General features: G+C 59.8%; 17 protein-coding genes. 5 read left to right on the top strand and 12 right to left on the bottom strand.

What is annotated here, in order from left to right:
* Window positions 1-107: 107 nt before the first annotated feature.
* Complete coding sequence (locus TRIHO_RS01680; RefSeq protein ID WP_232367675.1) at window positions 108-1,970, bottom strand: sensor domain-containing protein; 1,863 nt, start codon at window positions 1,968-1,970, stop codon at window positions 108-110.
* A gap of 529 nt (window positions 1,971-2,499) precedes the next feature.
* Between TRIHO_RS01680 and betC the strand changes: the two genes are divergently transcribed.
* Window positions 2,500-4,014, top strand: a complete 1,515-nt coding sequence (betC, locus tag TRIHO_RS01675) for a choline-sulfatase (protein ID WP_068239761.1) — start codon at window positions 2,500-2,502, stop codon at window positions 4,012-4,014.
* Window positions 4,015-4,164: 150 nt separating this feature from the next.
* Here betC and TRIHO_RS01670 read toward each other — a convergent pair whose 3' ends face one another.
* The 4 genes from TRIHO_RS01670 to TRIHO_RS01655 form a co-directional block, all read right to left on the bottom strand.
* On the bottom strand, window positions 4,165-7,029 hold the full coding sequence (locus TRIHO_RS01670; protein ID WP_068239758.1) for a LamG-like jellyroll fold domain-containing protein: 2,865 nt from the start codon (window positions 7,027-7,029) through the stop codon (window positions 4,165-4,167).
* A 479-nt stretch (window positions 7,030-7,508) separates the two neighbouring features.
* Window positions 7,509-8,465, bottom strand: coding sequence for an ABC transporter substrate-binding protein (locus tag TRIHO_RS01665; RefSeq protein ID WP_068239755.1), 957 nt, complete (start codon window positions 8,463-8,465; stop codon window positions 7,509-7,511).
* A 26-nt stretch (window positions 8,466-8,491) separates the two neighbouring features.
* Window positions 8,492-9,493, bottom strand: a complete 1,002-nt coding sequence (locus TRIHO_RS01660) for an ABC transporter permease (RefSeq protein WP_068239752.1) — start codon at window positions 9,491-9,493, stop codon at window positions 8,492-8,494.
* Window positions 9,490-11,025: a sugar ABC transporter ATP-binding protein gene (locus TRIHO_RS01655; protein WP_068239749.1), complete on the bottom strand. Its 1,536-nt coding sequence runs from the start codon at window positions 11,023-11,025 to the stop codon at window positions 9,490-9,492. The genes TRIHO_RS01660 and TRIHO_RS01655 overlap by 4 nt, the downstream gene beginning before the upstream one ends.
* A gap of 170 nt (window positions 11,026-11,195) precedes the next feature.
* Between TRIHO_RS01655 and TRIHO_RS01650 the strand changes: the two genes are divergently transcribed.
* A complete protein-coding gene (locus TRIHO_RS01650; protein ID WP_068239747.1) occupies window positions 11,196-12,203 on the top strand; it encodes a LacI family DNA-binding transcriptional regulator in 1,008 nt (335 codons plus the stop codon).
* Window positions 12,204-12,283: 80 nt separating this feature from the next.
* Here TRIHO_RS01650 and TRIHO_RS01645 read toward each other — a convergent pair whose 3' ends face one another.
* From TRIHO_RS01645 to TRIHO_RS01615, 7 genes are all read right to left on the bottom strand, one after another.
* Window positions 12,284-13,429: an iron-containing alcohol dehydrogenase gene (locus TRIHO_RS01645; protein WP_068239744.1), complete on the bottom strand. Its 1,146-nt coding sequence runs from the start codon at window positions 13,427-13,429 to the stop codon at window positions 12,284-12,286.
* A 78-nt stretch (window positions 13,430-13,507) separates the two neighbouring features.
* Entirely contained in the window at window positions 13,508-14,890 is a 1,383-nt protein-coding gene (locus tag TRIHO_RS01640; RefSeq protein WP_068239742.1) for an aldehyde dehydrogenase family protein, read from the bottom strand.
* 103 nt (window positions 14,891-14,993) lie between these two features.
* Complete coding sequence (locus TRIHO_RS01635; RefSeq protein ID WP_068239740.1) at window positions 14,994-16,355, bottom strand: glutamine synthetase family protein; 1,362 nt, start codon at window positions 16,353-16,355, stop codon at window positions 14,994-14,996.
* An 86-nt stretch (window positions 16,356-16,441) separates the two neighbouring features.
* Window positions 16,442-17,479, bottom strand: coding sequence for a TRAP transporter substrate-binding protein (locus TRIHO_RS01630; protein WP_068239737.1), 1,038 nt, complete (start codon window positions 17,477-17,479; stop codon window positions 16,442-16,444).
* 51 nt (window positions 17,480-17,530) lie between these two features.
* Window positions 17,531-18,850, bottom strand: a complete 1,320-nt coding sequence (locus TRIHO_RS01625; RefSeq protein ID WP_068239734.1) for a TRAP transporter large permease — start codon at window positions 18,848-18,850, stop codon at window positions 17,531-17,533.
* Window positions 18,847-19,434, bottom strand: a complete 588-nt coding sequence (locus TRIHO_RS01620) for a TRAP transporter small permease subunit (RefSeq protein WP_068239732.1) — start codon at window positions 19,432-19,434, stop codon at window positions 18,847-18,849. The genes TRIHO_RS01625 and TRIHO_RS01620 overlap by 4 nt, the downstream gene beginning before the upstream one ends.
* A complete protein-coding gene (locus tag TRIHO_RS01615) occupies window positions 19,431-20,195 on the bottom strand; it encodes an N-formylglutamate amidohydrolase (protein WP_068239730.1) in 765 nt (254 codons plus the stop codon). Before TRIHO_RS01615 ends, TRIHO_RS01620 begins: the two co-directional genes overlap by 4 nt.
* A 115-nt stretch (window positions 20,196-20,310) precedes the next feature.
* Between TRIHO_RS01615 and TRIHO_RS01610 the strand changes: the two genes are divergently transcribed.
* The 3 genes from TRIHO_RS01610 to TRIHO_RS01600 all read left to right on the top strand — a co-directional run bounded on the left by TRIHO_RS01610 (window position 20,311) and on the right by TRIHO_RS01600 (window position 23,495).
* Window positions 20,311-21,168 carry a MurR/RpiR family transcriptional regulator gene (locus TRIHO_RS01610; RefSeq protein WP_068239727.1) on the top strand — a complete coding sequence of 286 codons (858 nt, stop codon included), beginning with the start codon at window positions 20,311-20,313 and terminating at the stop codon, window positions 21,166-21,168.
* 63 nt (window positions 21,169-21,231) lie between these two features.
* Window positions 21,232-22,380, top strand: coding sequence for an AMP-binding protein (locus TRIHO_RS01605; RefSeq protein ID WP_068239725.1), 1,149 nt, complete (start codon window positions 21,232-21,234; stop codon window positions 22,378-22,380).
* Window positions 22,380-23,495 carry an acetyl-CoA C-acyltransferase gene (locus TRIHO_RS01600; protein ID WP_068239722.1) on the top strand — a complete coding sequence of 372 codons (1,116 nt, stop codon included), beginning with the start codon at window positions 22,380-22,382 and terminating at the stop codon, window positions 23,493-23,495. The genes TRIHO_RS01605 and TRIHO_RS01600 overlap by 1 nt, the downstream gene beginning before the upstream one ends.
* Window positions 23,496-23,525: the final 30 nt, after the last annotated feature.

The raw sequence follows: 23,525 nt of genomic DNA, 5'->3' as shown, positions 1-23,525 counted from the left end.
CAAGGCTCCCGTGCTCAGGGCTATTAGACGCTTTTGTAACTATCAACGGAAGACAGGATGCAATTTTGTGACGCGCGCAATCGTGGAAGTCATTGATCCGGCACGGGTCAGGTCGTGGCCCCGACACAGGCGTTTGGAACGGAGCCTTTCATCCAATGGATCGACAGATCATCGGCCGAAATCGGTCGGCTGTAGAGAAACCCCTGCGCTTCGGTACAGCCCAAGGCGATCAATCGGCTTTCCTGGGTCCGGGTCTCGACACCTTCGGCAATGACATCAATGCCAAGGCTGCGGCCCATCGCGACAACCGCGGCAACGATGCGGTCATCTTTGACATTGTGGGGCAGGTTCGTGATGAACCGGCGGTCCAGTTTAAGCCGACCAATCGGCAGATCCTTCAACAATGACAAAGAAGAATATCCGGTGCCAAAGTCGTCGATTGCCAGACTGATGCCGATCTCATGCAATTCGCGGATCAGCTCAAACGACGCGTTCATCCTCGGGAAAATTGTGCTTTCCAAAATTTCGATTTCGAGGCTGTGCGGATCGACACCGTGACGCGCCGTTGCCGTTTTCAGATCGGTCGCAAAGTCCGGGCTCAGCAGCGAGATCGCCGACATGTTCACCGAAATCTTCATCGGGGTGTAGCCCCGGTCTGTCCAACGGCCGATCTGGGCGCAGACCTCTTTCATCACGAATTGATCAATTGCGGCGGCAAGCCCGACGTCCATCGCCAGCGGCACAAATCCCCCCGGCAGCAACAGCCCCTTGGTCGGGTGCTGCCAACGCAGCAGGGCTTCGGCACCGACACATTGGCCGGTGCGCAGGTCAACCTGCGGCTGGTAGTACATGGTCAGCTCACCCGCCGCGATCCCGCGTTGCAGGTCATTGACCAACTGCGCGCTTTTCTCGCTGCGCTGCTCCATTGCCTCCGCATAAAAGGAAACCTGCCCACGACCCGCTGTCTTGGCATGACAAAGCGACGCCTCGGCGGCCTGCATCAGACTGCGACGGCAAATGCCATCCTTGGGAAACTGAGCAATTCCAATACTGGCGCTCAGCCGACAGGCCAATCCATCGACAGCCACATCCTCGCTCAGCGCGGTGGCGACCTCCTCGGCCAATTGGCTGAGCAGGCTGGGATCGGACACATGTTCGACCAGCAGGATGAATTCATCATCACCGATGCGCCCGACCTTGAGGTTCGGCCGGGCGATCGAACGCAGGCTGCGGGCCAGACGCGCGAGCACCTGATCGCCGACCTCATCGCCAAAAATCGCGTTTATGTCCCGAAACCGGTCCAGATCAATGACCATAAGCGCCAGAGATCTATTGGTGGATTGCGCGCGCGCGATGGCACTGTCGATTTCGGCGTTCATCGCCTGCCGATTTGGCAACACGGCCTGACTGCTGGCATGCAGGCTCGGCTTGCGGTTAAACTCGGCCCCGGCTTCCGGCTTTTTCTGGCGTTGAGAATGAAATTCGTAAGTCGCAGTCTGGTCTGCGTCTTTGCGCGCGGTGACCAGGATCACATGCGCTTCTGCCGCGCCACTGGGGTCAAGCGTGCGGGTCTCTCCCGACCAGGATCCAGAGGATTTCGCCTCGACCAGGACCCCTTCCCAGAACGCCTTTCCAAACCCCATTTTGTGCAACGCCCAAATGGGTCGCCCAAGGATTTGCGACAGGTTCAGATCAACATCCTTCTGGAACCGTGGATTGGCGTCGATCACCCGCGCCTCGGCATCCAGAAGCGCAACGCTTTTGAGATCCTCCGGCGACAGGCCAGCCCCTTCGGATATGGCAGCGGGTTTCATCCGGACGCGGCGGATGCGCTTTAAAACCTCGGCGATCAGAAAGAACAGAAACACTCCCGCACAAAAGACATACAGAAGGTTCACAGCAGCAGGCAGCGGCGACAGAAACGCCTCGTCAAACGAAGACTGAGAGGCAAAGGAAGGCGGATGCGGCACAGCGTCATCGAACTGCTCCGTCTGCGTGTCCAGCCTGTTTGAAAATTGCGCGTGTCCAGCCTGAGCCGAGAGACCAACCGGCAAACTGACAGCGAAAGATCGAAGTGAGAAATCGGCAATTTCTCGTGATCTCCGCTTCCAGAAGCGCCGCATGATCTCCTCCCCCCGCCAAGCTAAGGTTAACAAAGCTTAACAAGCCGGGAGGGTCTGTCAATCATAGCTTGATCCTGACTGCGAAAGTTCAGCTATTTTATTGATTTCTTTCCTTTTCGCAGTCTGCACTTTCGTATTTTTTATGACCGCTTAGACGTCAGGAAATTGACCTGAAGGCTTGCGCTGGAACGGTGGGCGCGGTGTTGAATTATTATTGACTGATCAATCAATAAACACTAGATGTACGTTTCAACGACCACGTTCAGCTTGCCTCTCGACGCCGATAGCTGACAATTTCCAGCGCGAGACGCCCGGCGAACCAAATACCTCGTTTCCCTGACGTCTCGGAACGACCGAAAAATCTGGAAGGTCTCGCATGCCAACGCCGAACATATTGATCATCATGGTTGACCAGTTGAACGGAACCTTGTTCCCGGACGGCCCTGCGGAGTGGCTGCATGCGCCCAATATCAAGGCGCTGGCGGAGCGCTCGACGCGGTTCAGGAATTGCTACACCGCCAGCCCGCTCTGCGCGCCGGGGCGGGCCAGTTTCATGTCCGGTCAGCTGCCCTCTGCCACCGGCGTTTACGACAACGCTGCTGAATTCGCGTCCTCCATTCCCACCTATGCGCACCACCTGCGGCGGGCGGGCTATTACACCTGTCTGTCGGGCAAAATGCACTTCGTCGGGCCGGACCAGCTGCATGGGTTCGAGGAACGACTGACCACAGATATCTACCCGCCAGACTTTGGCTGGACGCCGGATTATCGCAAGCCGGGCGAGCGGATCGACTGGTGGTATCACAACATGGGCTCGGTTACCGGTTCTGGTATTGCCGAAATCTCCAACCAGATGGAGTTCGACGACGAGGTCGCCTTTCACGCGACCCAGAAGATCTACGATCTGGCGCGCGGCAAGGATGCCCGCCCCTGGTGCCTGACTGTCAGCTTCACCCACCCGCATGATCCCTATGTGACCCGCAAGAAGTACTGGGATCTCTATGAAGATTGCGAGCACCTGATGCCTGACGTCGGCGATCTGGGCTATGACAATCAGGACGCCCATTCCAAGCGGATCTTTGATGCCAACGACTGGCGCAACTTTGATATTTCCGACGACGATATCCGGCGGTCTCGGCGGGCCTATTTCTCCAACATCTCCTATCTGGACGACAAGATCGGCGACGTGATGGAGGCCCTGCGCGCGACCCGTCAGGAGAAAGACACCATCGTGCTCTTTGTCGCTGACCATGGCGATATGCTGGGCGAGCGGGGGTTGTGGTTCAAGATGAGCTTTTACGAGGGGTCGTCCCGCGTGCCGATGATGATCGCCGCGCCCTCGATGACGCCCGGTCTGGTGAGCGACCCGGTGTCCAACCTGGATGTCTGTCCGACGCTCTGCGATCTGGCGGGCGTCAGCATGGACGAGGTGATGCCCTGGACCGCAGGAGAGAGTGTCGTACCGCTTGGACAGGGTGGCGTGCGGACAACGCCGGTTGCGATGGAATACGCCGCCGAAGCCTCTTATGCGCCGATGGTGTCGCTCCGGCAGGGACGCTACAAACTGAACTTGTGCGCATTGGACCCGGATCAGCTCTTTGACCTGGAGGCCGACCCACATGAGCTGACCAACCTCGCAGGCTCTGCCAACCATGCCGAGGCAGAAGCGGCCCTGAAGGAGATCGCCGCAGCGCGTTGGGATCTGGACCGGTTTGACGCCGATGTCCGCGCCAGCCAGGCCCGGAGGTGGGTCGTCTACGAGGCGCTGCGCCAGGGGGGATATTTCCCCTGGGACTACCAACCCCTGCAAAAGGCCTCCGAACGCTACATGCGAAATCACATGGACCTCAACGTCGTCGAAGAAAACGCCAGGTTTCCAAGGGGCGAATAACCCGTGCTCCCGATCTGGCAACGAGGGCCGCGTGCGCAACCGCACGGGTGACCGACGCGCCCTCCGTCAGTTCAGTGTGTTGCCCCGGCTCTGCGGGGGGGGGCGTGCTGCATCCCGGCGAGACACCCCGCCGGGACCTGCGCGTTTCGCTCAGATCAGATCGTCGAACGCTACGGTCTGGTCCGCAAAAACCAGCAAATCTATATCGACCAACCGGTCGCGACCTTCATAGACGCCATCCGCACCACCGTCTGCCGCATCCGTAACGATCAAACGGGTGACATCCTCGTCTCGGTACTGGTCAAAATAGATCATTGTCTGGAAGCTGAAATCGGCAAGATCACCGTCAAAATATGCCCGATCCCGTGGCGCGCTGCCGCCGTCATCTCCGCCGCCGCCAAAGATGTCGTCATCGCCGATGCCGCCGTACAACCGGTCGTTGCCATCGCCACCGATCAAGGTGTCATAACCGTCGCCACCATACAGAACGTCGCGCCCATCGGAGCCGAACAACCTGTCATCATCGTCTTCGCCCAGAAGGGTGTCCTGACCAGCGCCGCCATAAAGGGAGTCATCGCCTGTCCCCCCTTTGAGCAGGTCATCGTTGCCCATGCCCTGCAGCCGATCCATGCCACCTTTGCCGACCAAGACATCCGCCCCGTCGCCCCCGTTGAGCGTATCGTCGCTGCGCGAGCCCAGCTGGATATCGGCAACCCGGACCGTGAGGTTGTCAAAAGACGCAAATGCGGTCTCGGCCCACAACTCTGTCCCGTTCCCGCCTTTTTTCACAACAACGCTGCCGCCATCGCCGCGGGTGAAGTTGAAGGCATCGATATTCCGGTTAAAGTAGGCGTAGTCCTGTCGCGGATCGTCGCCAAACAGATCCTGCGCCGTCAACGCCTCATCAAAGATCTGCAGATCACTGATCGTGCCATCAAAATAGCTGTGGATGTTGTCCACCTCACCCGGCATATTGTTTTTGCCCGCAGCACCAACGATGAGGGCTTCGGTGTTCTGTGTCAGATCAAAGGCGATTTCCGTATCGTAGGCGACCCGGGCGCCGTTCAGGTACACTTCGACCCCATTTTCGCCAAAGCTGAGGCTGAAGTCATAGTCCTCGCCGACCGAAACGGCATTGCGCGTCACAAGGTAGTAGCTGTCGGTCGCGTCCTGGAACCGCACAACAAGCTTGCCGGTCATGTCGAGGTCAACAGACAGGTGGCCCCCGTCGCCATTGTCAGAAGCGTCTTTGGAAATCAGCCCCTGGTATCCGGACAGGCTATCGACGGTGAACCGGAATGCGATGGTGCCTGCGGACAACGCCAAGTTGTCGGTGTGGTCAAACACATAGGCCGCGCGGTCCTCGGCAGAAAACTGCTGGAGCCCGGTCAACCCAAAAACGCGATCACTCGCCCCTTGATAGCTGAAACCGTCAGAGTTCAGACGGCGTGATCCAGGCGCGGAAATCGTTCCCGCCTCGGCTCCATAGTCAAGCGGCGCAAGCGCCTCGTCCAGATCGTCGATTGTACGCACGATGCCATAGGCCGGGCCGGCCGTATGTTCGATATCCGACATCCGCACCAGATCGCCATATACGGTGATTGTGCCAAGCCGGTCGTCGTTATGGGCGCCGCCGTTGTTGCCCTGATCGGAGTAGAGTTCGATGACCGAGTGGTCCATCACACCGTTGCCATCGGCGTCGCCATAGGTGATCGAGGCGATCTGCGTCGTGTGCCCTTCAATCACCAGGCGGTCGCCTTCTGCCCGGCTGTAGTCTTTGACCACATCGTGACCCAGAACATCGACCCAGTGGTCGTGCAGATTGTCATTTTCCCCGGCGACCCCGTGCCAGTTGATCGTGCCATCCGCGCGGGTGTGCTTTTCAATAAAGCGTTCCTTGGCATTGATCAGGGTCTGGAAATAAAAGATGTCCGCGCCCTTGCCGCCGATCAGAAGGTCGTCCGCAGGAATAGGTTGATCCGGGTAAAGCTTGCCATCTGTCAACTCGTTCAGCGGGTCGCCTTCATCGCGATCCGGGTCGTAATAGATCGCCCCTTCGCGCCCATCTGCGCGGCTGATGAGCAAATCGTCGCCGCCGCCGCCCCGCAACGTGTCCTCGCCATGGCCGCCGTCCAGCACATCGCGGCCGCCGCCACCGACGACGACATCATTGCCATAGCCGCCTTGCAGGACATCTGAACCGCCCCGGCCCAGAACCTTGTCGTCGCCGCCACCGCCATTGAGGCCATCGGCCTCACCGGAGCCCCGAAGCCGGTTGTCGCCCCCGGTGCCCATTTCCATGTTCAGACCGCCCGCGACATGGCCATGATGGTTCACGCCGTAATCCGCGAGGATGTCGAGAAACGTATCGCTGGCGCCGTGCAATTGGCCAAAAACCGGTGCAAGGGACGCCATGGCTGCAGCCATCTGTGCCGACATCATCATGCCGGCAGAGGAGTCTGTCGCGACTGCCAGTTGTTCCGCACTGTCGAGCTGGCGATCAAAAATCATGACATCGCCAATCGTCCCCTGGAACAGGGAATGCGCATCGTCATCCTGGTCCGACCGCCAGGACCGCGTGCCGCCAACAACGATGTCATTGGTGTTGAGTTCGATACCCTGTTTGAATTCCGGGTCTGCGCCAACCAACCGACCATCAAGCCAGATCATCAGCCCGTCGTCCCCGAATGACAGTGATACGTGATAAGATTGCTGCGGCGACAACAGCACCTCAGGCACCCGAAGGTATTCCGTTTCGCCGCCCCCCGACTGGGTCACGACAAGCGCGCCATCCTTGACCCACAGCGTAAAATCACCATCGGTCTCTCCGTTTGCGTCCTTGGACACCAGGGCAACATCCCCCGGCAAACGGTCCATGGAAAAACTGAGCGAGATTGTTGCCGATCTCAGGGCATAAATATCAGAATGTTGAATATTAAGTAGGTCGTCCTGTGCACCGGTCAGAGTACGCTGGGTTCCATTGGAGTAGATCGGATTGGGCGTAGTCACCGCCATGTTCAGGTTCTCCTTGCTCGGCTGAGGTCGCATTTGCGGTTCTACCGCGCAATCTCGTAGTTATCGTGGCAGCAAAACGAAATCTCCCGCCGCGCCGGACTATAAGCGGAAAATTGCAACTACATTCTAAATGTCTGAAACTAAGGAGAATGACGCTGTAGCTAAAATTTTAGCGGTGCAGATTGTGGCGAGACTGCGGCGAAAACTTGCCACAGCGGGCGAAAATGCGCCGATTTTGCGGGTTCCTGCCGCAATTCCGACAGGGCCGAAACGCAGCTGCTCAACCAGGAGGTACTACCAATATCTGCGAATGCTTGAAATTTCATCGCTTTGGGCTGGCGCACCTCGCTGATTGATACTCAACCACAGGACGTGTCCGCCAGGCCTCGGCCAAGATCCCGCTTCAGCACGGGGCAGACAAAACAAAACGTGGCCCGCAACAGGTGCGGACCACGCTCGATTTTTTCTGGCAGGATGCTTTAGAACGGGCTTTCCGGGAAATAGAAATCCTTGGCATTTTCCGGCGTAACGCGCTGGCTGCCGATGATGAACCGGCCGGTCACAGGGGTATCAGAAACCATGGCCAGGGCCGTCAGTTCGATCGCCGTGGCAATCTGCGCGGGCGGATAGGTCACATTGATCGGCAGCTGAGGATCACCATCCATGATGCGTTTGATGATTTCCTTCATGCCGGCACCGCCAACGACCCACATTTCCTTGTCGCGACCAGCCTGGGCAATCGCTTCGAGGACACCGATGGCCATATCGTCATCCGACGCCCAAACCGCGTCGATCTTGTCGTACTTGGACAAGAAGTCTTGCATCACGTTGAAGGCATCATCCCGGTTCCAGTTTCCGTGCTGCATGTCCAGCACGTTGATGCCGCTGCCTTCGATTGCTTTTTCAAACGCCTCGACACGCTCATTGTCGAGCGTGGTCGGAATTCCGCGCAGAACAACAATGTCGTCGCCCTCGCCAAGTTGCTCGACGAAATATTCGCCGGCTTCACGACCAAAACCCGGGTTGTCGCCGGCAACATAAAGATCCTCGATCCCCGGAACAGACAAGCCCCGGTCAACGACGGTGACCCAAATGCCCTGCTCCTTGACCGCCTGAACCGGCGCTGTCAGGGGCTCGCTTTCGAACGGCAGCACAACCAATGCGTCGATATTGCGGGTGGCAACCATGTCTTCTACGTCGTTGACCATCTTGCCCGCATCGCCGGATGTCGCGAGGACAAATTCCAGCTGCGGATAGGTCGCTTCCAGACGCTCAATCGCTTCCCGCGCATGAAAGTTCAGACCCCCCATGAATCCGTGGGTCGCTGAAGGGATCGCGACGCCGATGGTGTAGCTCTCATCTTGCGCGGCAACTGCGCCCGCACTTGCGAGCCCTGCAACCAGCGCCGCACTCTTCAGGAAATTCCTGCGTATCATGTCATTTTCCTCCCAAAAATAGCCGTTTAATCGGCCGACTTGCGTCCCCGCTGCAGAACAACAGCGAGGATCACGATCACACCTTGGATCGCACCGTTCAGATACGGGCTGACGATCGAGGCGAGATTCAGAATATTGTCTATCAAGCTGAGGATCAGGACACCGGTCACGGTGCCCCAGACGCGGCCCGATCCCCCTTTGAGCACGGTGCCGCCGATAATCACGGCTGCAATCGCCTCAAGCTCCCACAGGACCCCGGTAGACCCCGAAGCCGATCCCAGGCGCGGCACATACATGATGGTTGCCAGCCCGACCAGCATCCCCAGGAGCACATAGGTGCCCATGCGAATCCGGTCGACCTTGACCGCGGAATACCGCGCCACCTGTTCGTTCGCGCCAAGCGCGGCGCAATACCGCCCGAACGGCGTATGGCGCATTGTCAGTTCTCCGAGAATGGCAACCAGTGCAAAGACCAGGATGGGCCAGCTGATGCCAAGAAGGCCATCATAATAGACGGGCCGGTAGAAACTGCGGGCCGCGTAATCCAGCGACAGGGTGCCACCATCGGCCAGCCATGTGGTCAGGCTGCGATAGATCCCCATCGACCCCAGCGTCACAATAAAGGCTTCGATCCCGACCTTCGATATCAAAAACCCGTTTAACAGGCCGGCCGCCAACCCTGTCACCAGGGCCACCGCCATTCCAGCAAGCACCAGCGGAACGCCGATCCCAAGCACCGGTATCAACGCATTCATCGCCAGGATCATCACACCGGCGACAAAGGCGGCCATTGACCCGACCGAAAGATCGATGCCGCCAGCGGTGATGACAAAGGTCATGCCCACCGCAATGATCCCGATAAAGGCGGAGCGGGCCAGAACGTTTGTCACGTTTCCATAGCTCAGAAAGTTGCTGTTCAGGAACGCGCCCAGCAGAATCAAGGCGACCAAAGCCAGGACCGGGCCAAGGACATGCAGGTTCACTTTGCGCTCACGCACCGGGTTCGGGGTGGCTGTCGTCTCAGTCATGCGGTTTCCTTTTGATCTTCTGCGACGCCCATCGCCAATCTCAGAATTGCGTCTTCACTAATTTGAGAACCGGTCAGTTCGCCGGCTATATGTCCACGTCCCATCACGACAATCCTGTCCGCCAGTCCGATAACCTCCGGCAGTTCGGACGAGATGACGATGACGCTCTTGCCACTGCGCGCCAGCTCGGCGATGAAATCGTAGATTTGTTGCTTGGTGCCGATATCAATGCCGCGGGTCGGTTCGTCGATGATGACAATCTGCGGGTCTGCCAGCATCGTCTTGGCCAACAGCAATTTCTGCTGATTGCCCCCGGAGAGGCTGCCGACCGCGACGGTCCGGTCCTTGGCGCGGATATCAAACTCCTCGATCGCCTGATCCAACGCGCGCTCCTCGGCGACACGATCTATTTTCAGGCGACCAAACCGCTCCAAGGCCAGCAAGGTCAGATTTTCCCTGAGCCCCTTCCCCAGCAGAAGCCCCTTTTCCTTCCTGTCTTCGGTCAGATAGGCCAAGCCCGCCTTGCGCGCCGCCTGAACAGAACCGAACGGCACCGATTTGCCATTGACCTCGAGCGTGCCTGTCGCGGCACGCAAGCCGGCGATGGCTTCCATCAATTCGGTCCGCCCCGCCCCGACCAGGCCGGAAAATCCGAGAACCTCGCCGCGCTTCAGGCGAAAACTGGCCCCTTCCACCAGCCCCGGCACGCTGACATCCCGTGCCTCCAACACCACATCCGGTTGGGGGGTTGGCTTCTGCGGAAAGAGATCGCTCAACTCCCGCCCGACCATCGCCTCTGCCATGGCATTTTCACCAAAACCCTCTGCGGCGCGGGTCAGGATATGGTGTCCATCGCGCAGGACCGTCACCCGGTCCGCGATATGCTGCACCTCGTCAAGCTTGTGCGAGGTGAAGAGAACGGCTGTTCCTTCTGACCGCAGGCGGTCAATCTGCTCCAGCAGGATTTCTGTTTCCCGGTTGGTCAGCACCGCCGTCGGTTCATCCATGATGAGAACCTTGGCGCGCCGCCCCAATGCCCGCGCGATTTCCACCATTTGCCTGTTCGGGACCGACATGTCCTGAATGCGCGTACGTGGATCGACGTGGCAGTTCAGACGGGCAAGCAGGCTGCGCGCTTCCTCCAGCATGGCGCGATGATCCAGGAAAATGCCGCGCCGACGTTCCCGCCCGAGAAAGATATTCTCGGCCGCGGACAATTGCATGGCGAGGTTGAATTCCTGATGGATCATCAGAATTCCTGCATCTTCGGCGCTTTGATGGCCGTTGAATTCGACAGGTTCGGATTCCAGTTCCAATCGACCGCCAGAGGGCGACAAAAAGCCCGCAAGAATCTTCATCAATGTGGATTTTCCGGCGCCGTTTTCCCCGATCAGCGCGTGCACTTCACCCGCACGCAGGGAAAAAGGCACGCCATGCAGCACCTGGACCGGCCCGAACCGACGTGAAATTTCAACGGCCTCAAGAACCGTCGGCGGCTCCCGACCCGACGCCACAGGTATAGACCCGGCCATGGCCGGGGTCTGTCGTTTATTTGCCGCCATTCTCCTCCCCACGCTCTTGTCGAGCGCGCTCCCTGGTTGTAGGTTGGCTGTAATCGTTTACAGGAGCACCTTTGCAAAAACCGTAATCGTTTACAATAGTTTTTCGATGAGGCATTCTGGGCGCCGTCAAAGGAAGGTCCATGGACAAGAAAATCGCCACGATTCAGGATGTTGCCGCAGAAGCTGGCGTTTCAACGGCAACCGTCAGCAGGACCTTGTCAAAGCCTTCGGTGGTCGCCGAAGCGACTCGGGAGGCTGTACTGGCTGCCGTAGAGCGGACCGGCTATCGGATCAACGCCACTGCCTCGAACCTCAGGCGGCAACGAACCGGGAGCGTCATTGCCCTTGTTCCCAATCTCGCCAACCCGTTTTTCTCGCAGATTCTGGCCGGGATAAACTCTGTTCTGCACCCGGTCGGCTATGGGCTTTTGGTTGCTGACACGCAGGCTGGGCCAAATCTCGATGATCGTTTGTCAGGCTACCTGCAGTCCGGCATGGCGGACGGGCTGATCCTGTTCGACGGCACCCTGCCGGTCGAGCCGCTGACGACACCAGGCCGCCCACCGGTGATTCTCGCCTGCGAGTGGATGGATGACGACCTGCCGTCGGTGCGGACCGAAAATGCCCGTGGGGCCTCGCTGGCGGTGACTCACCTGCTTGAAATGGGGCACAGGCACATCGGCCACATTACCGGCCCAAAGGGCAATGTTCTGTCGCAAACCCGGTTGAGCGGCTACGTTGAAACCCTGTCGCTGCACCAACACGAACAGCGTGACGACTGGATCTTTGACGGCGATTTCAGCATGGACTCCGGTGCGGCGGCTGCCCAGAAATGGCTACAGCTGAAAGACAGGCCCACGGCCTTGTTCTGTGCCTCTGATGAGATGGCGATTGGTTTCATGGGGGCGGTACAGCATCAGGGCATCCGGGTGCCGGAGGATGTCTCTCTCGTCGGTTTTGACAACATCGAGGTAGTCGGTCATCTGTCCCCTGCCCTGACAACGATCCGTCAGCGGCGCACGCAAATCGGCGAACAGGCCGCTCGTCTGCTGCTGGACATGATCGAAGCCGGCACATTGACCGGCGTTTCAGAGATCATCGAGGTCGAACTGATCTGTCGCGACAGTGTGGCCCGCATTCCAACCTAGGTGGACGAAAAAAGGCCGCGCATCATTTGCGCGGCCTCCCACAAGGGTCTTTGAACAAAGCACCAAAGCCAGATCAATGCTCACAAAGCGGCGTTGAACAGCTCTGTCAGGTTCTCTTCGGTCAGCGCAATCGGGTTACCGCCGCAGCTCGGGTCGATGATCGCGCCCTTGACCAGGTCCGGGATCGACGCCTCTGTCACCCCGAGATCGGACAAGGACCGTGGAATGCCAAAGCTGTCGTTGAACGTCTGGACAAAGGATTTGAACCCGTCAAACCCACCCTCGATCCCGAGGTAAGCGGCCGCCGAATTGAAACGATCCGCGATTGCCGGGGCATTGAACGCCAACACCGCAGGCATACAGACCGCATTGGTGGTGCCGTGGTGCGTGTTGAAATGGGCCCCGATCGGGTGGCTCATGGCGTGGATCGCGCCAAGCCCTTTCTGAAAGGCCGTCGCCCCCATGGCCGCGGCTGACATCATTTGCGCCCGTGCCTCGATATCGGTGCCATCCGCATAGGCCCGGGGCAAATAGTCCTTGACCAGCCGCATGCCCTCCAGCGCCATGCCCTGCGACATCGGGTGGTAATGCGGCGACGAAAACGCCTCGACACAATGCGCAAAGGCATCCAGGCCGGTCCCGGCGGTGATGAACTTTGGCATGCCCACGGTCAGCTCCGGATCGCAGATCACCACGGTCGGCAGCACTTTGGGGTGGAAGATGATTTTCTTCTGATGGGTCACGCTGTCGGTGATGACCGAAGCGCGCCCGACCTCAGAACCGGTGCCCGCTGTCGTCGGCACCGCAATGATCGGCGCAATTGCATCGGCATCAGCCCGCGTCCACCAGTCGCCAATGTCTTCGAAATCCCAGACCGGACGGGTCTGACCCGCCATAAAGGCGACCATTTTGCCAAGGTCCAGACCCGAACCGCCACCAAAAGCGATGACGCCGTCATGCCCACCCGCCTTGTATGCCGCAACGCCGGCCTCCAGGTTCTGCTCGTTTGGGTTCGGGTCGACCTCGGAAAAAATCCCACGCCCCAGCCCGGCCGCCTCGAGAATATCGAGCGTCGACTGTGTGACAGGCAGGCTGGCCAGCCCTTTGTCGGTCACAAGAAGCGGTTTCTTGATGCCCGCCTGAGCACAGGCTGCCGCGAGTTCCTTGATCCGGCCAGCGCCGAACTTGATTGCGGTCGGATACGACCAATTGCCGGTGAGAGACATGGATATTGCCTTTCGTCAGTGGCCCGCAGGCCAGAAATAGGGGGAGAGACCGAACCTGTAGGGGTCCGGAGACGCGTGTCAGCCCGTCACCTTTTTCAGGTGATAGGATTTTGGACGGGTCAGGTTCTGATAGCCGATCACCGACAAGCCGCCACCGCGACCAGTGTTCTTGCAGCCGGTCCAGCACAGTCCAGGATCCAGATAGTCGGCCCGGTTCATGAACACGGTCCCGGTCTCGATCTGGTCGCCCACCGCCTCCGCGCGCTCCAGATCCTTGGTCCAGATCGACGCCGTCAGGCCAAACTCGCTGTCGTTCATCAGCGCAATCGCTTCCTCGTCCGAAGCAACCTTCATGATGCCGACGACCGGGCCAAAGCTCTCGTCGCGCATCACCCGCATCTCATGGCTGACATTGGTCAGGATCTGCGGCGTCAGATAGGCGCCGCCATCATCTGCCGACATGGTATCAATGTGGGCCACGGCGCCCTGCTCTACCGCTTCGGCGATCTGGTCACGCACCTCCTGGGCAAACCGCACATTGGCCATCGGGCCAATCGTGGTCTCTTCGTCCAGCGGATTGCCAAGCCTGTACCCGTTGACCACGGCCACCGCCTTTTCAACGAAACGGTCGTAAAGGCTTTCATGGACATAGATCCGTTCGATCCCGCAGCAACATTGGCCGGAATTGAACATCGCGCCATCAATCAGCGTATCAACGGCCGCATCGACATCGGCGTCGTCCATGACATAGCCCGGATCCTTACCGCCCAGCTCGGTGCCAACACCGGTAAACGTGCCCGCAGCGGCCCGCTCCATCGCCTGCCCCCCGCCAACGGATCCGGTGAAGTTCACAAAATCAAAGGTCCTTCCGGCAATCAGCGACGATGTGGTTTCATGATCGAGGAAGACGTTCTTGAAAACATCCTCAGGCACGCCCGCACTGTGGAAGGCCGCGGCCATGCGCTCACCAACCAGCAGCGTCTGGGTGGCATGTTTCAGCACCACGGCATTCCCGGCAATCAGCGCCGGCGCAACCGTATTGATTGCGGTCATATAGGGGTAATTCCACGGGGCGATGACAAAAACCACCCCATGCGGAATGCGCTTGATGTAGCGTTTAAAGGTCGCATCTTCTCCGACCTCGATATCGGCCAGCGCCTCGGCGGCAATCGCAGCCATATGACTGGCCCGCTCGTTAAAGCCACCAAATTCACCGCCGAACCGGACTGGCCGCCCCATCATATGGGCCAGTTCCGGCACGATTTCATCGTTCATCGCGCCCACAGCGGCGACACCCGCCATCACCAGATCGACACGCTCCTGCAACGGGCGCGCCGCCCAGGCCTTCTGGGCCGCGCGCGCAGCCGCAACTTCGGCCTGCGCGGCCTCTTGGCCCAATGTCTCGCGCGTTGCAAAAACCGATCCGTCGATCGGCGAAATACACTTCAATGTCTTGCCCATAGGCCCACTCCTCCGAGGGCGCGTTTCGCGGCCCCGATTTCCTTCATCTTTTCCCAAATACCTCGGGAGCGCGAGGGCTGGCCCTCGCAAACCCCTGCAGCAATCAGGCTTTTTCAATTCCGCGCGCGATCTCGTAATCGGTCACCACGCGGTTGAATTCTTCGATTTCCCACTCGGCCGCACGGGCGTAGTGGGTGATGACCGTCTCGCCAAAGGCCTCTCGCAGCATGTCAGACCCCAAAAGCGCCGCGCGGGCCTCCTGCAGCGTGCCCGGAATATGTTCGCGCGCCTCGCCCGCATAGGCATCGCCTTTGTAAGGCGCCGACAGCTCCAGTTTTTCCTCGATGCCTTTGAGGCCGGCAGCCAGCATCGCAGCTTGCGCCAGATAGGGGTTCATATCCGCCCCCGGCACCCGACATTCAACCCGCACGCCCTTGGTTCCCTCGCCACACAGGCGGAAAGCAGCCGTGCGGTTGTCGACCGACCAGACCACCTGCGTCGGTGCAAAGGTCCCCTTGGCAAAGCGTTTGTAGCTGTTGATGTAGGGCGCCATGAAATAGGTGTAGTCACCGGCATATTTCAGCAGACCCGCCATGTAGTGATCCATCAGCCTGGACTTTCCAAGCGGCGCGCCCTCGTCGAAAAAGGCGTTCTTGCCGTCCTGCCACAGCGACTGATGCACATGCGCGGCAGAGCCGACGCGGTCCTTGTGCCATTTTGGCAAAAAGCTCGCCGCATAGCCCTGCTGATGCGCGATCTCCTTGATCCCGTGCTTGGCCAGCGTGTGATGATCGGCCGTCGCCAGCGCCTCGTCATATTTGACGTTCAGTTCTTCCTGGCCCGCTTCCGCCTCGCCCTTGGACCCTTCGATCGGGATGCCCATGGCACGCAGGTGGTTGCGGATCGGGCGCATCACCGGTTCCTCCTTGGAGGTCTGGAAGATGCTGTAATCCTCATTGTAGTTAGAGACCGGCTGCAGCTTGAACCCATTGCGCGCGATCTCGTCATGGGTACCTTCGAACAGGAAAAACTCCAGTTCGGTTGCCATCACCGGCGTCAGGCCCAGCGCCGCGCAGCGCGCGATCTGCGCTTTCAGCATCTCGCGCGGGGAATGCGCAACCGGCGCGTGGCTGTGGTGGTCAATCACGTCACACAGCACCATGGCGGTCCCTTCCAGCCAAGGAACGGGCCGCAACGTCGAAAGGTCCGGCTTCATGATGTAGTCGCCATACCCGCTTTCCCAGCTGGTCGAGGCATAGCCGTCCGGTGTCGCCATCGCCAGGTCGGTGGCCAGCAGATAGTTGCAGCAATGGGTCTCGCCATCCGCGATGTCGAGAAAGGCCTCCGCGTGGAACCGCTTGCCCATAAGCCGTCCCTGCATATCGACGATACAGGTCAGAACGGTATCAATCGTGCCGTTGCCGATTGCAGTTTTCAGGTCGTCAAAGGTCATGGATACGGGCATGGAGATCTTCCGGCAAAGGTGGAAACTGTGAGACGAGGGCCCGGTCAGGGGCCCTCGCGTTTTAAGTTTGCTCGAACAAGCAAGGCTTAGCCAAAGGTATAGGGCGGGCCAGCCTGACCGATCACATCGTTATAGTCACGGAAGATCTGGACGATCTTGGCGTTGATTTCGCTCTCGCCCGCGATCTCGGTCCAGAACTCCTTGGCGGCCTCTTCGACCTGCACCCACTCTTCCTGCGGGATCGACCGCAGCTTGAGCTTGTCGCCGGTGGCGCGCAGACGTGCTTCGCCGCCCCAATACCACTGGTTGCGATAGGTGTGGCCTGCTTCGATCCCCGCCATCACGATGGCTTTCAGGTGATCGGGCAGATCCGCCCAGACACCCTGGTTCACGAAGAAGGAGCCGATCCAGGCACCGGAGATGTTGTTGGTCAGGAAGTAGTCGGTCACATCTGCCCAACCGACGGTATAGTCTTCGGTGATGCCGGACCAGGCCATGCCGTCCAGCTCGCCGGTCTGCACCGCGACCTCTGCATCCTCGTAGGGGATGGTGACCGGCACAACGCCGAATTTGGACAGGAAGCGACCCGCTGTCGGGAAGGTATAGAGCTTCAGACCTTCGAGATCGGCCAGCGATGTGACCTCTTTCTTGGTGTTGAAGTTACAGGGATCCTGACCGGCGGCAGACAGCCACTGCACACCAACCTTAGCGTATTCCTCGCGCCAGATGTCCGCCAGACCGTATTGGTCAAACAGCACCGGCACATCGAGCGAATGCTTGGTCGCGAGTGGGAAATACCCACCAAATTGCTGCAAGGGTGTCGGCGACGCCATGGAGTCATCGTCAGAATGCACACCGTCAATGGTGCCGCGCTGCATTGCCCGGAACAGCTCGCCCGTGGGGACCAGCTGGTCGGCGTAGAACAATTCGATTTCCAGCTCGCCATTGGCGGCGTTGTTGATGTAGTCAATCGCCGGTTTGGTCACATGCTCGCCCAGGGCGGCGCCGGCATAGGTCTGAAAACGCCACTTGATGGCGGTGTCGGCTTTGACAATTGCAGGTGCGGCGAGCGATGCGGCGCCCCCGACAGCTGCCGTGCGCAGGAATGAACGTCTGGTGGTCATGTTAGTCTCCTAAATGTTGGATTAAACGCTCCGTTGTCGGAGTTCTCGGTCTTATTTGTTGTAAACATATTCCGGCAGCCAAAGGGCGATCTGCGGAAAGATCATGATGATGGCAAGCGCTCCCACCATAATGGCGACGAAGGGCACGATGGAGCGGTAGATGTCCATCAGGGATACTTCTGGTGGGGCCATGGCGCGCATCAGGAACAGGTTATAGCCAAAGGGCGGTGTCATATAGGCGATCTGGGTGGTGATCGTATAGAGCACCCCATACCAGACCAGATCAAACCCCAATGCACCAACCAGCGGCACATAAAGCGGCGCCACGATCACCAGCATGGCCGTATCGTCGAGGAACGTCCCCATCACGATAAAGGACAGCTGCATCAGGATCAGGATCACCCAAGGGTCCAGCCCCAGCTGGTCGGTGAACAACGTATCAATGGCCTTGACCGCACCCAGCCCGTCAAACACCGCACCAAACCCAAGCGCCGCGAGGATGATCCACATGAACATGCAGGAAATCGCCAGCGTTTGCCGTGTACAGACTTCCAGCGTTTTCCAGGTCATCCGGCGTTTCGCCAGCGAGGCCGCAAGCGCGGTCAGCGCCCCGATAGCAGAGCTTTCCACCAGGGAGGTCCAGCCGTTCACAAAGGGCACCATCATGGTGGCGAAGATCAACAAGGGCAGCGCCCCGGCCCAGAGCAGGCGCAGCTTCTCCGCCCGCGGCACGTCCTGCGTGTCCTTCATGGCGGGGCCAAGATGGGGTTGGAATTTGCAGCGCAGCCAGATGTAGACAATGAACAGGGCCGCCATCATCAGCCCCGGCAGAACGCCCGCCAGCCAAAGCTGGCCAACCGGTTGCCGCGCGATCATCGCATAGAGCACCAGCACCACCGAGGGCGGCACCAGAATGCCCAGGGAAGAGCCCGCCTGAATGACCCCCGTCACCATTGTCTTGTCATAGCCGCGGCGCAGCAGTTCCGGCAGCGCAATTGTCGCCCCGATGGCCATGCCCGCCACAGACAGACCGTTCATGGCCGAGACCAGCACCATCAAGCCGATGGTGCCAATGGCCAGTCCGCCATTGATCGGGCCCATCCAGACGTGAAACATCTTGTAGAGATCATCCGCCAGCCGGCTTTCGCTCAGCACGTAGCCCATGAAGATAAACATGGGCAGCGTCAGCAGCGGATACCATTTCATCAGTTTCATCGCGGCGGCAAAGGGGATGTCATACCCGCCCACGCCCCACAGCAACATGGCCGCAATCGCGCCCACGGCACCAATGGCACCAAAGACCCGCTGCCCGGTGAAGAGCATCAGCATCATCGAGGCGAACATGAAGATGGCGATATATTCCTGGCTCATGCGTCACGCTCACTTGGGATGTCGTGCCCTTTGATGCGGGCAATGTCTTTGAAAAGTTCGGAGAAGGCCTGCAGCAGCATCAGAAAGAACCCGAGCACCATGATGGATTTCACCGGCCAGATATAGGGACGCCACGCGGTGGAGGACCGCTCGACAAAACCGATCTCCTCGGTTCCGCTCACCAACCCGCCGAAGAAGCCGATTGGATTGGTCCCCCAATATCCCAGTGAATAGGCGGTCGACCCAATCCCGCCATAGAGCAGGATCGCCAGATAGATAATCAGGAACAGCACGGTGAAGGCATCAAACCAGGCTTTTCGCTGGTTGGTCCAGTTGTGATAGAACAAATCCATTCGCACATTGGACCCAAGCTGGATCGAGTAGGGGCCGCCGAGAATGTAGTAGGTGACCATGGCGAATTGTGCCGTTTCCAGGGTCCAGGGGGACGGAAGCAGAAAGGTCTTTGTGAAGGAAGACCAGAGCAGGACCGCCATTATTCCGAACAATCCCCACATCATGACCCGGCCGATCCGGTAATTTACCGCATCGACAACCCGCACGTAGCCCAGCATGGCGTTGATCATGCAAATACCTCCTCTAGGGTGGTCTTGATCCAGGGGGCAAGCTCTGCCGCCCAGGCCGCTTGCTGCTGCGGCGTGGCAATCAGATCATTGCGGATTTCCAGCATGACATTGAGCAACCCATTGTCGCAGCCATGCAGGTCAAGCGTATGCGCAACCCCATCGCTGGCACTATAGGGTTCGTTCAGGCGCACGTCCCATGTGGTCCCTGCCGGCTTTTGCGCCAGCATCGCCTTGGCGAAACGGTCATCGCGCCCATGCAGCAGGCCCAGCTCTACCGCGCGTTGGGCGCCTTTGAACACTGGCGTAAAGCTATGCACCGTAACCAACAGACGCAACGCGCCCTGTCGCGCGGCGATTTCCGCTGCCAGGGCGGCGCGGAACGGTTCGTATACCGCCTCCACGCGCTGCGCCCGCGCCGCGTCGCAAAGGTCGCGATTGCCTGGAATGTCGAAGATCTCTGATGTGACCGGCACCGCCGTCGGCGACTCCGGCGGGCGGTTCAGGTCATAGACCAACCGCGAGATACATCCCTCGACCATCGGAGCCCCCAGCGCCGAAGCCAGCTGACGCGACACGGCAAGCGCGCCCGGATCCCAAGCGATATGACTGGTCCGCGCGGCCTCATCCAGGCCAAGACCCGTCAGCTCCGGCGGAATCCAATTCGCTGCGTGCTCACACACCACAAGCACCTCGGCCGAAACCACGGACGGGGTCTTGGCAAAGGATGGTCCAAACGGAAGGGCAAATTTGTCAGTGCTCATACTGTAGCATGCTCTTCAGCCTGCTTGCTTCTGTCAATATACTTTCTGTAAAAATCCTTTCATCAAAAGTTGACCTGTAATAATATGCGAAAAATCTGTTCAGGAGGGGCGGCCCATGCCGACGATTGCCGAGAAGCTGAAATCCCGCGAATTAGACCTCACCCGCGCAGAACGTCAACTGTCCGCCGCGATACTTGAAAACTATCCGATTCCCGGCCTGGGCAGCATCACCGAACTGGCCGATCTTGCTGAGGTGTCCACCCCGACGGTCGCTCGCATGGTCCAGAAGCTGGGGTTCTCCGGCTATCCGGAGTTTCAGCATGCCCTCCGCGAGGAACTGCGCGAGATCATCTCCAATCCGGTTGAGAAGCGGGCAGAGCATGCGCCGGCCCTGCCCGAGTCGCATATGCTCAATCGCTATGCTGTGGGGGTCTACGACAATATCCGGGCGACACTGGAAAACGTGACTTTGGCGGAATTCGACGCGCTGTGTGATCTTCTGGCGGACACGGATCGCCGGGTACATATCGCCGGCGGGCGGCTGAGCGGCACGCTGGCGCAAACCTTCTACCTCCACCTGCAGATGATCCGGCGGGACGTTTTTATGATCCCGCCCCGCGCCTCCTGGGCGCATTCTGTTCTGGATCTGCTGCCGGGCGATACCTTGATCCTTTTTGACGTCCGGCGCTATGAAAATGCCACGCTTCTGCTCGCTGAAATGGCGCATGAACGCGGCGTCGATGTGGTCTTGTTCACCGACCAATGGCGCTCGCCGATTCAGAAACTCGCCAAATACACCTTTGCGGCCCGGATCGCGGTGCCTTCCGCCTGGGACTCTGGTGTCGCCCTGTTGCTGCTGGTGGAGAGCATGATTGCCAAGATCCAGGAAGACCACTGGGAAACGGTAAAGGCGCGCACGGACGAGCTGGAAAAGGCCTTTGACCGCACGCGCTTGTTTCGCAAGTTCACCTGAGGTCTGTTCGCCGCCCCTTTGCCGCGCTAGGTTCTGCGCTGATCCATTCGCAAGAGCCGCCCCATGTCTTTGACCACATTCCGCATGTCCGCGCAGACCTGTATCCGAACGCCCGACGTCGCCGGGCTGGCAGAGCTGACCGAGGCGTTGCGGACAGGAAAATCTATCCTGGCCCGGCCCGGAGAGAACCCCATTTCCGCCAAGGCCGAGCCGCAGCAAAAACTCTATTGTCAAAGCTCAGGCTCCACCGGGTTTGCCAAGACGATCCGCCGGGCACCGGAAAGCTGGACCAAGAGTTTCGAGATCGACCAACAGCTGTTTGGCCTGTCGGGTGCCGATACCTTCGCCAGTCTTGGTACGCTGTCGCATTCGTTGACGCTGTTTGCCGCGGTCGCAGCCTGCCATTTCGGGGCAGATCTGGCGATGCTCGGCGGCGCCGGGCCGCGGGCGCAACAGCAGGGGCTGGCAGAGTTTGCCGCCTCAGTCCTCTATGCGACGCCCGCGCAGCTGCGCCTGCTGGTGCGGGCGGCGGGCGCAACCCGCTTGCCATCGCTCAGGCTGATCTTTTCCTCCGGTGGCAAGCTGAACGAAGACCTGCGATCCGCCCTTGGCAGCCTGTGCCCCAATGCGCAGCTCTATGAAATCTTTGGAGCCTCTGAAACCAGCTACATCACCCTTGCCGGGCATGATGTCGCCGCGCACTCTGTCGGGCAGTCCTATCCCGGCGTCGAGATCCGCATTGCCGATCCCGATGCGCAGGGCGTGGGAGAAATCTGGGTGCAAAGCCCCTATTTGTTCGAGGGGTACGCGCAAGGCAGCAGCGCCGAAACCCGCTGGGATCGCGGCTGGCTCAGCATCGGCGAGATGGGGCGCCTTGATGCCAAGGGAAACCTGTTCTCCAGAGGGCGGCGCAACCGGATGGTGACCGTAGCGGACAAGAACGTCTTTCCGGAAGAGATCGAAGCCGTGCTGCTTGCGACACCGGGCGTGGTTGGCGCGGTCGCCCTGGGGCTGCCGGACCCCATGCGCGGGCACCGGGTTGTCGCTGTCATCGAAGGCACGGCCGACGCGGCCACCCTGCGCCAGCGCTGCCGAGACCAGATTGGCGGTCATGCGGTGCCAAAGCACATCCACAGGATCGACAAAATCCCGATGCTGCCAGCCGGCAAACCGGATCTGCAGGCGCTGAGGCAGTTTTGGGAGGAAGGCTGATGCCCCTTATCGTGGCAGCGCGGCGCAGCGCGGTGATGCCAAAAGGCGGACAATTTGCCCATTTAGAGCCACATGATCTGGTCACTCCCGTCCTGAAGGCCTGTCTCGCGGATGTAGATCTGGCCCCTTCGGACGTTGACGAGCTGATCCTGTCAAACGCCCTTGGCGGTGGCGGCAACCCCGCCCGCCTTGCGGCGCTCGCAGCCGGACTGCCCGACCGGGTTGCCGGGCTCAGCATCGACCGGCAATGCGCGGGCGGGTTGGATGCGATCCTGCTCGGCCACGCATTGGTGGCGGCAGGTGTGCATGATGTCGTTGTTGCCGGCGGCGTGGAAAGCTATTCCCGTCGCCCGCTACGGGCGCGCACATTTGCGGACGGACGCACGCCAGAACCCTATGATCAGGCCCGCTTCACACCCTGGGCCTCCAAAGACCCCGATATGGCCGAAGCGGCGGATCAACTGGGACATCGTTTGGCAATCGGACGCGCGGAACAGGACCAGTGGGCACAGCAAAGCCATGCCAAGGCGCGTCGGCATGGCGCGGACCGACAGGCGGAAATTGTTCCGGTCGGAGGTGTCACCGACGATGCCTTTCTGCGCGACCTCACGCCGCGCATTTGCGCCCGCGCGCCGGTCGTCACCGGCAGCATTACCGCTGCGAATATGGCCGTGGCCGCCGATGCCGCCGCCTGTGTTGTCATTGTCAGCGACAGGCGAGCACGAAACCTGAACCGGGCCGGGCTGCGCCTGCTGCAGGGGGCGACACGCGGCAGCGATCCACTGCAGCCAGGCCTGGCGCCACTCGTCGCGATCAAGGAGGTACTGGCGCGCGAAGGGATCGACCCGTATGCGCTCCACCGATCTGAGATCATGGAAGCTTTCGCGGTTCAGGCCCTCGCTTGCATCAAGGGCGCGCAGCTGCGCCCCGACAGCGTAAACCCGGCGGGTGGCGCATTGGCACAGGGCCATCCTGTTGGCGCATCCGGCGCAATACTTGCCGTCAAGCTCTTCCATGGCTTGCAACCCGACGACGGTCCGGCCCTCGCTGCAATTGCCGCGGCAGGTGGGTTGGGCAGTGCGGCCCTGTTCAAGGCCGTGCGCGCCGCGAACTGAAAAAGGGCGCCGTGACACACGGCGCCCTCT

The organism is Tritonibacter horizontis (assembly GCF_001518015.1).
GTDB classification, from domain to species: domain Bacteria; phylum Pseudomonadota; class Alphaproteobacteria; order Rhodobacterales; family Rhodobacteraceae; genus Epibacterium; species Epibacterium horizontis.
Note: the sequence above shows the minus strand (reverse complement) of the source record. Positions and strands in the feature narration are given on the sequence as shown.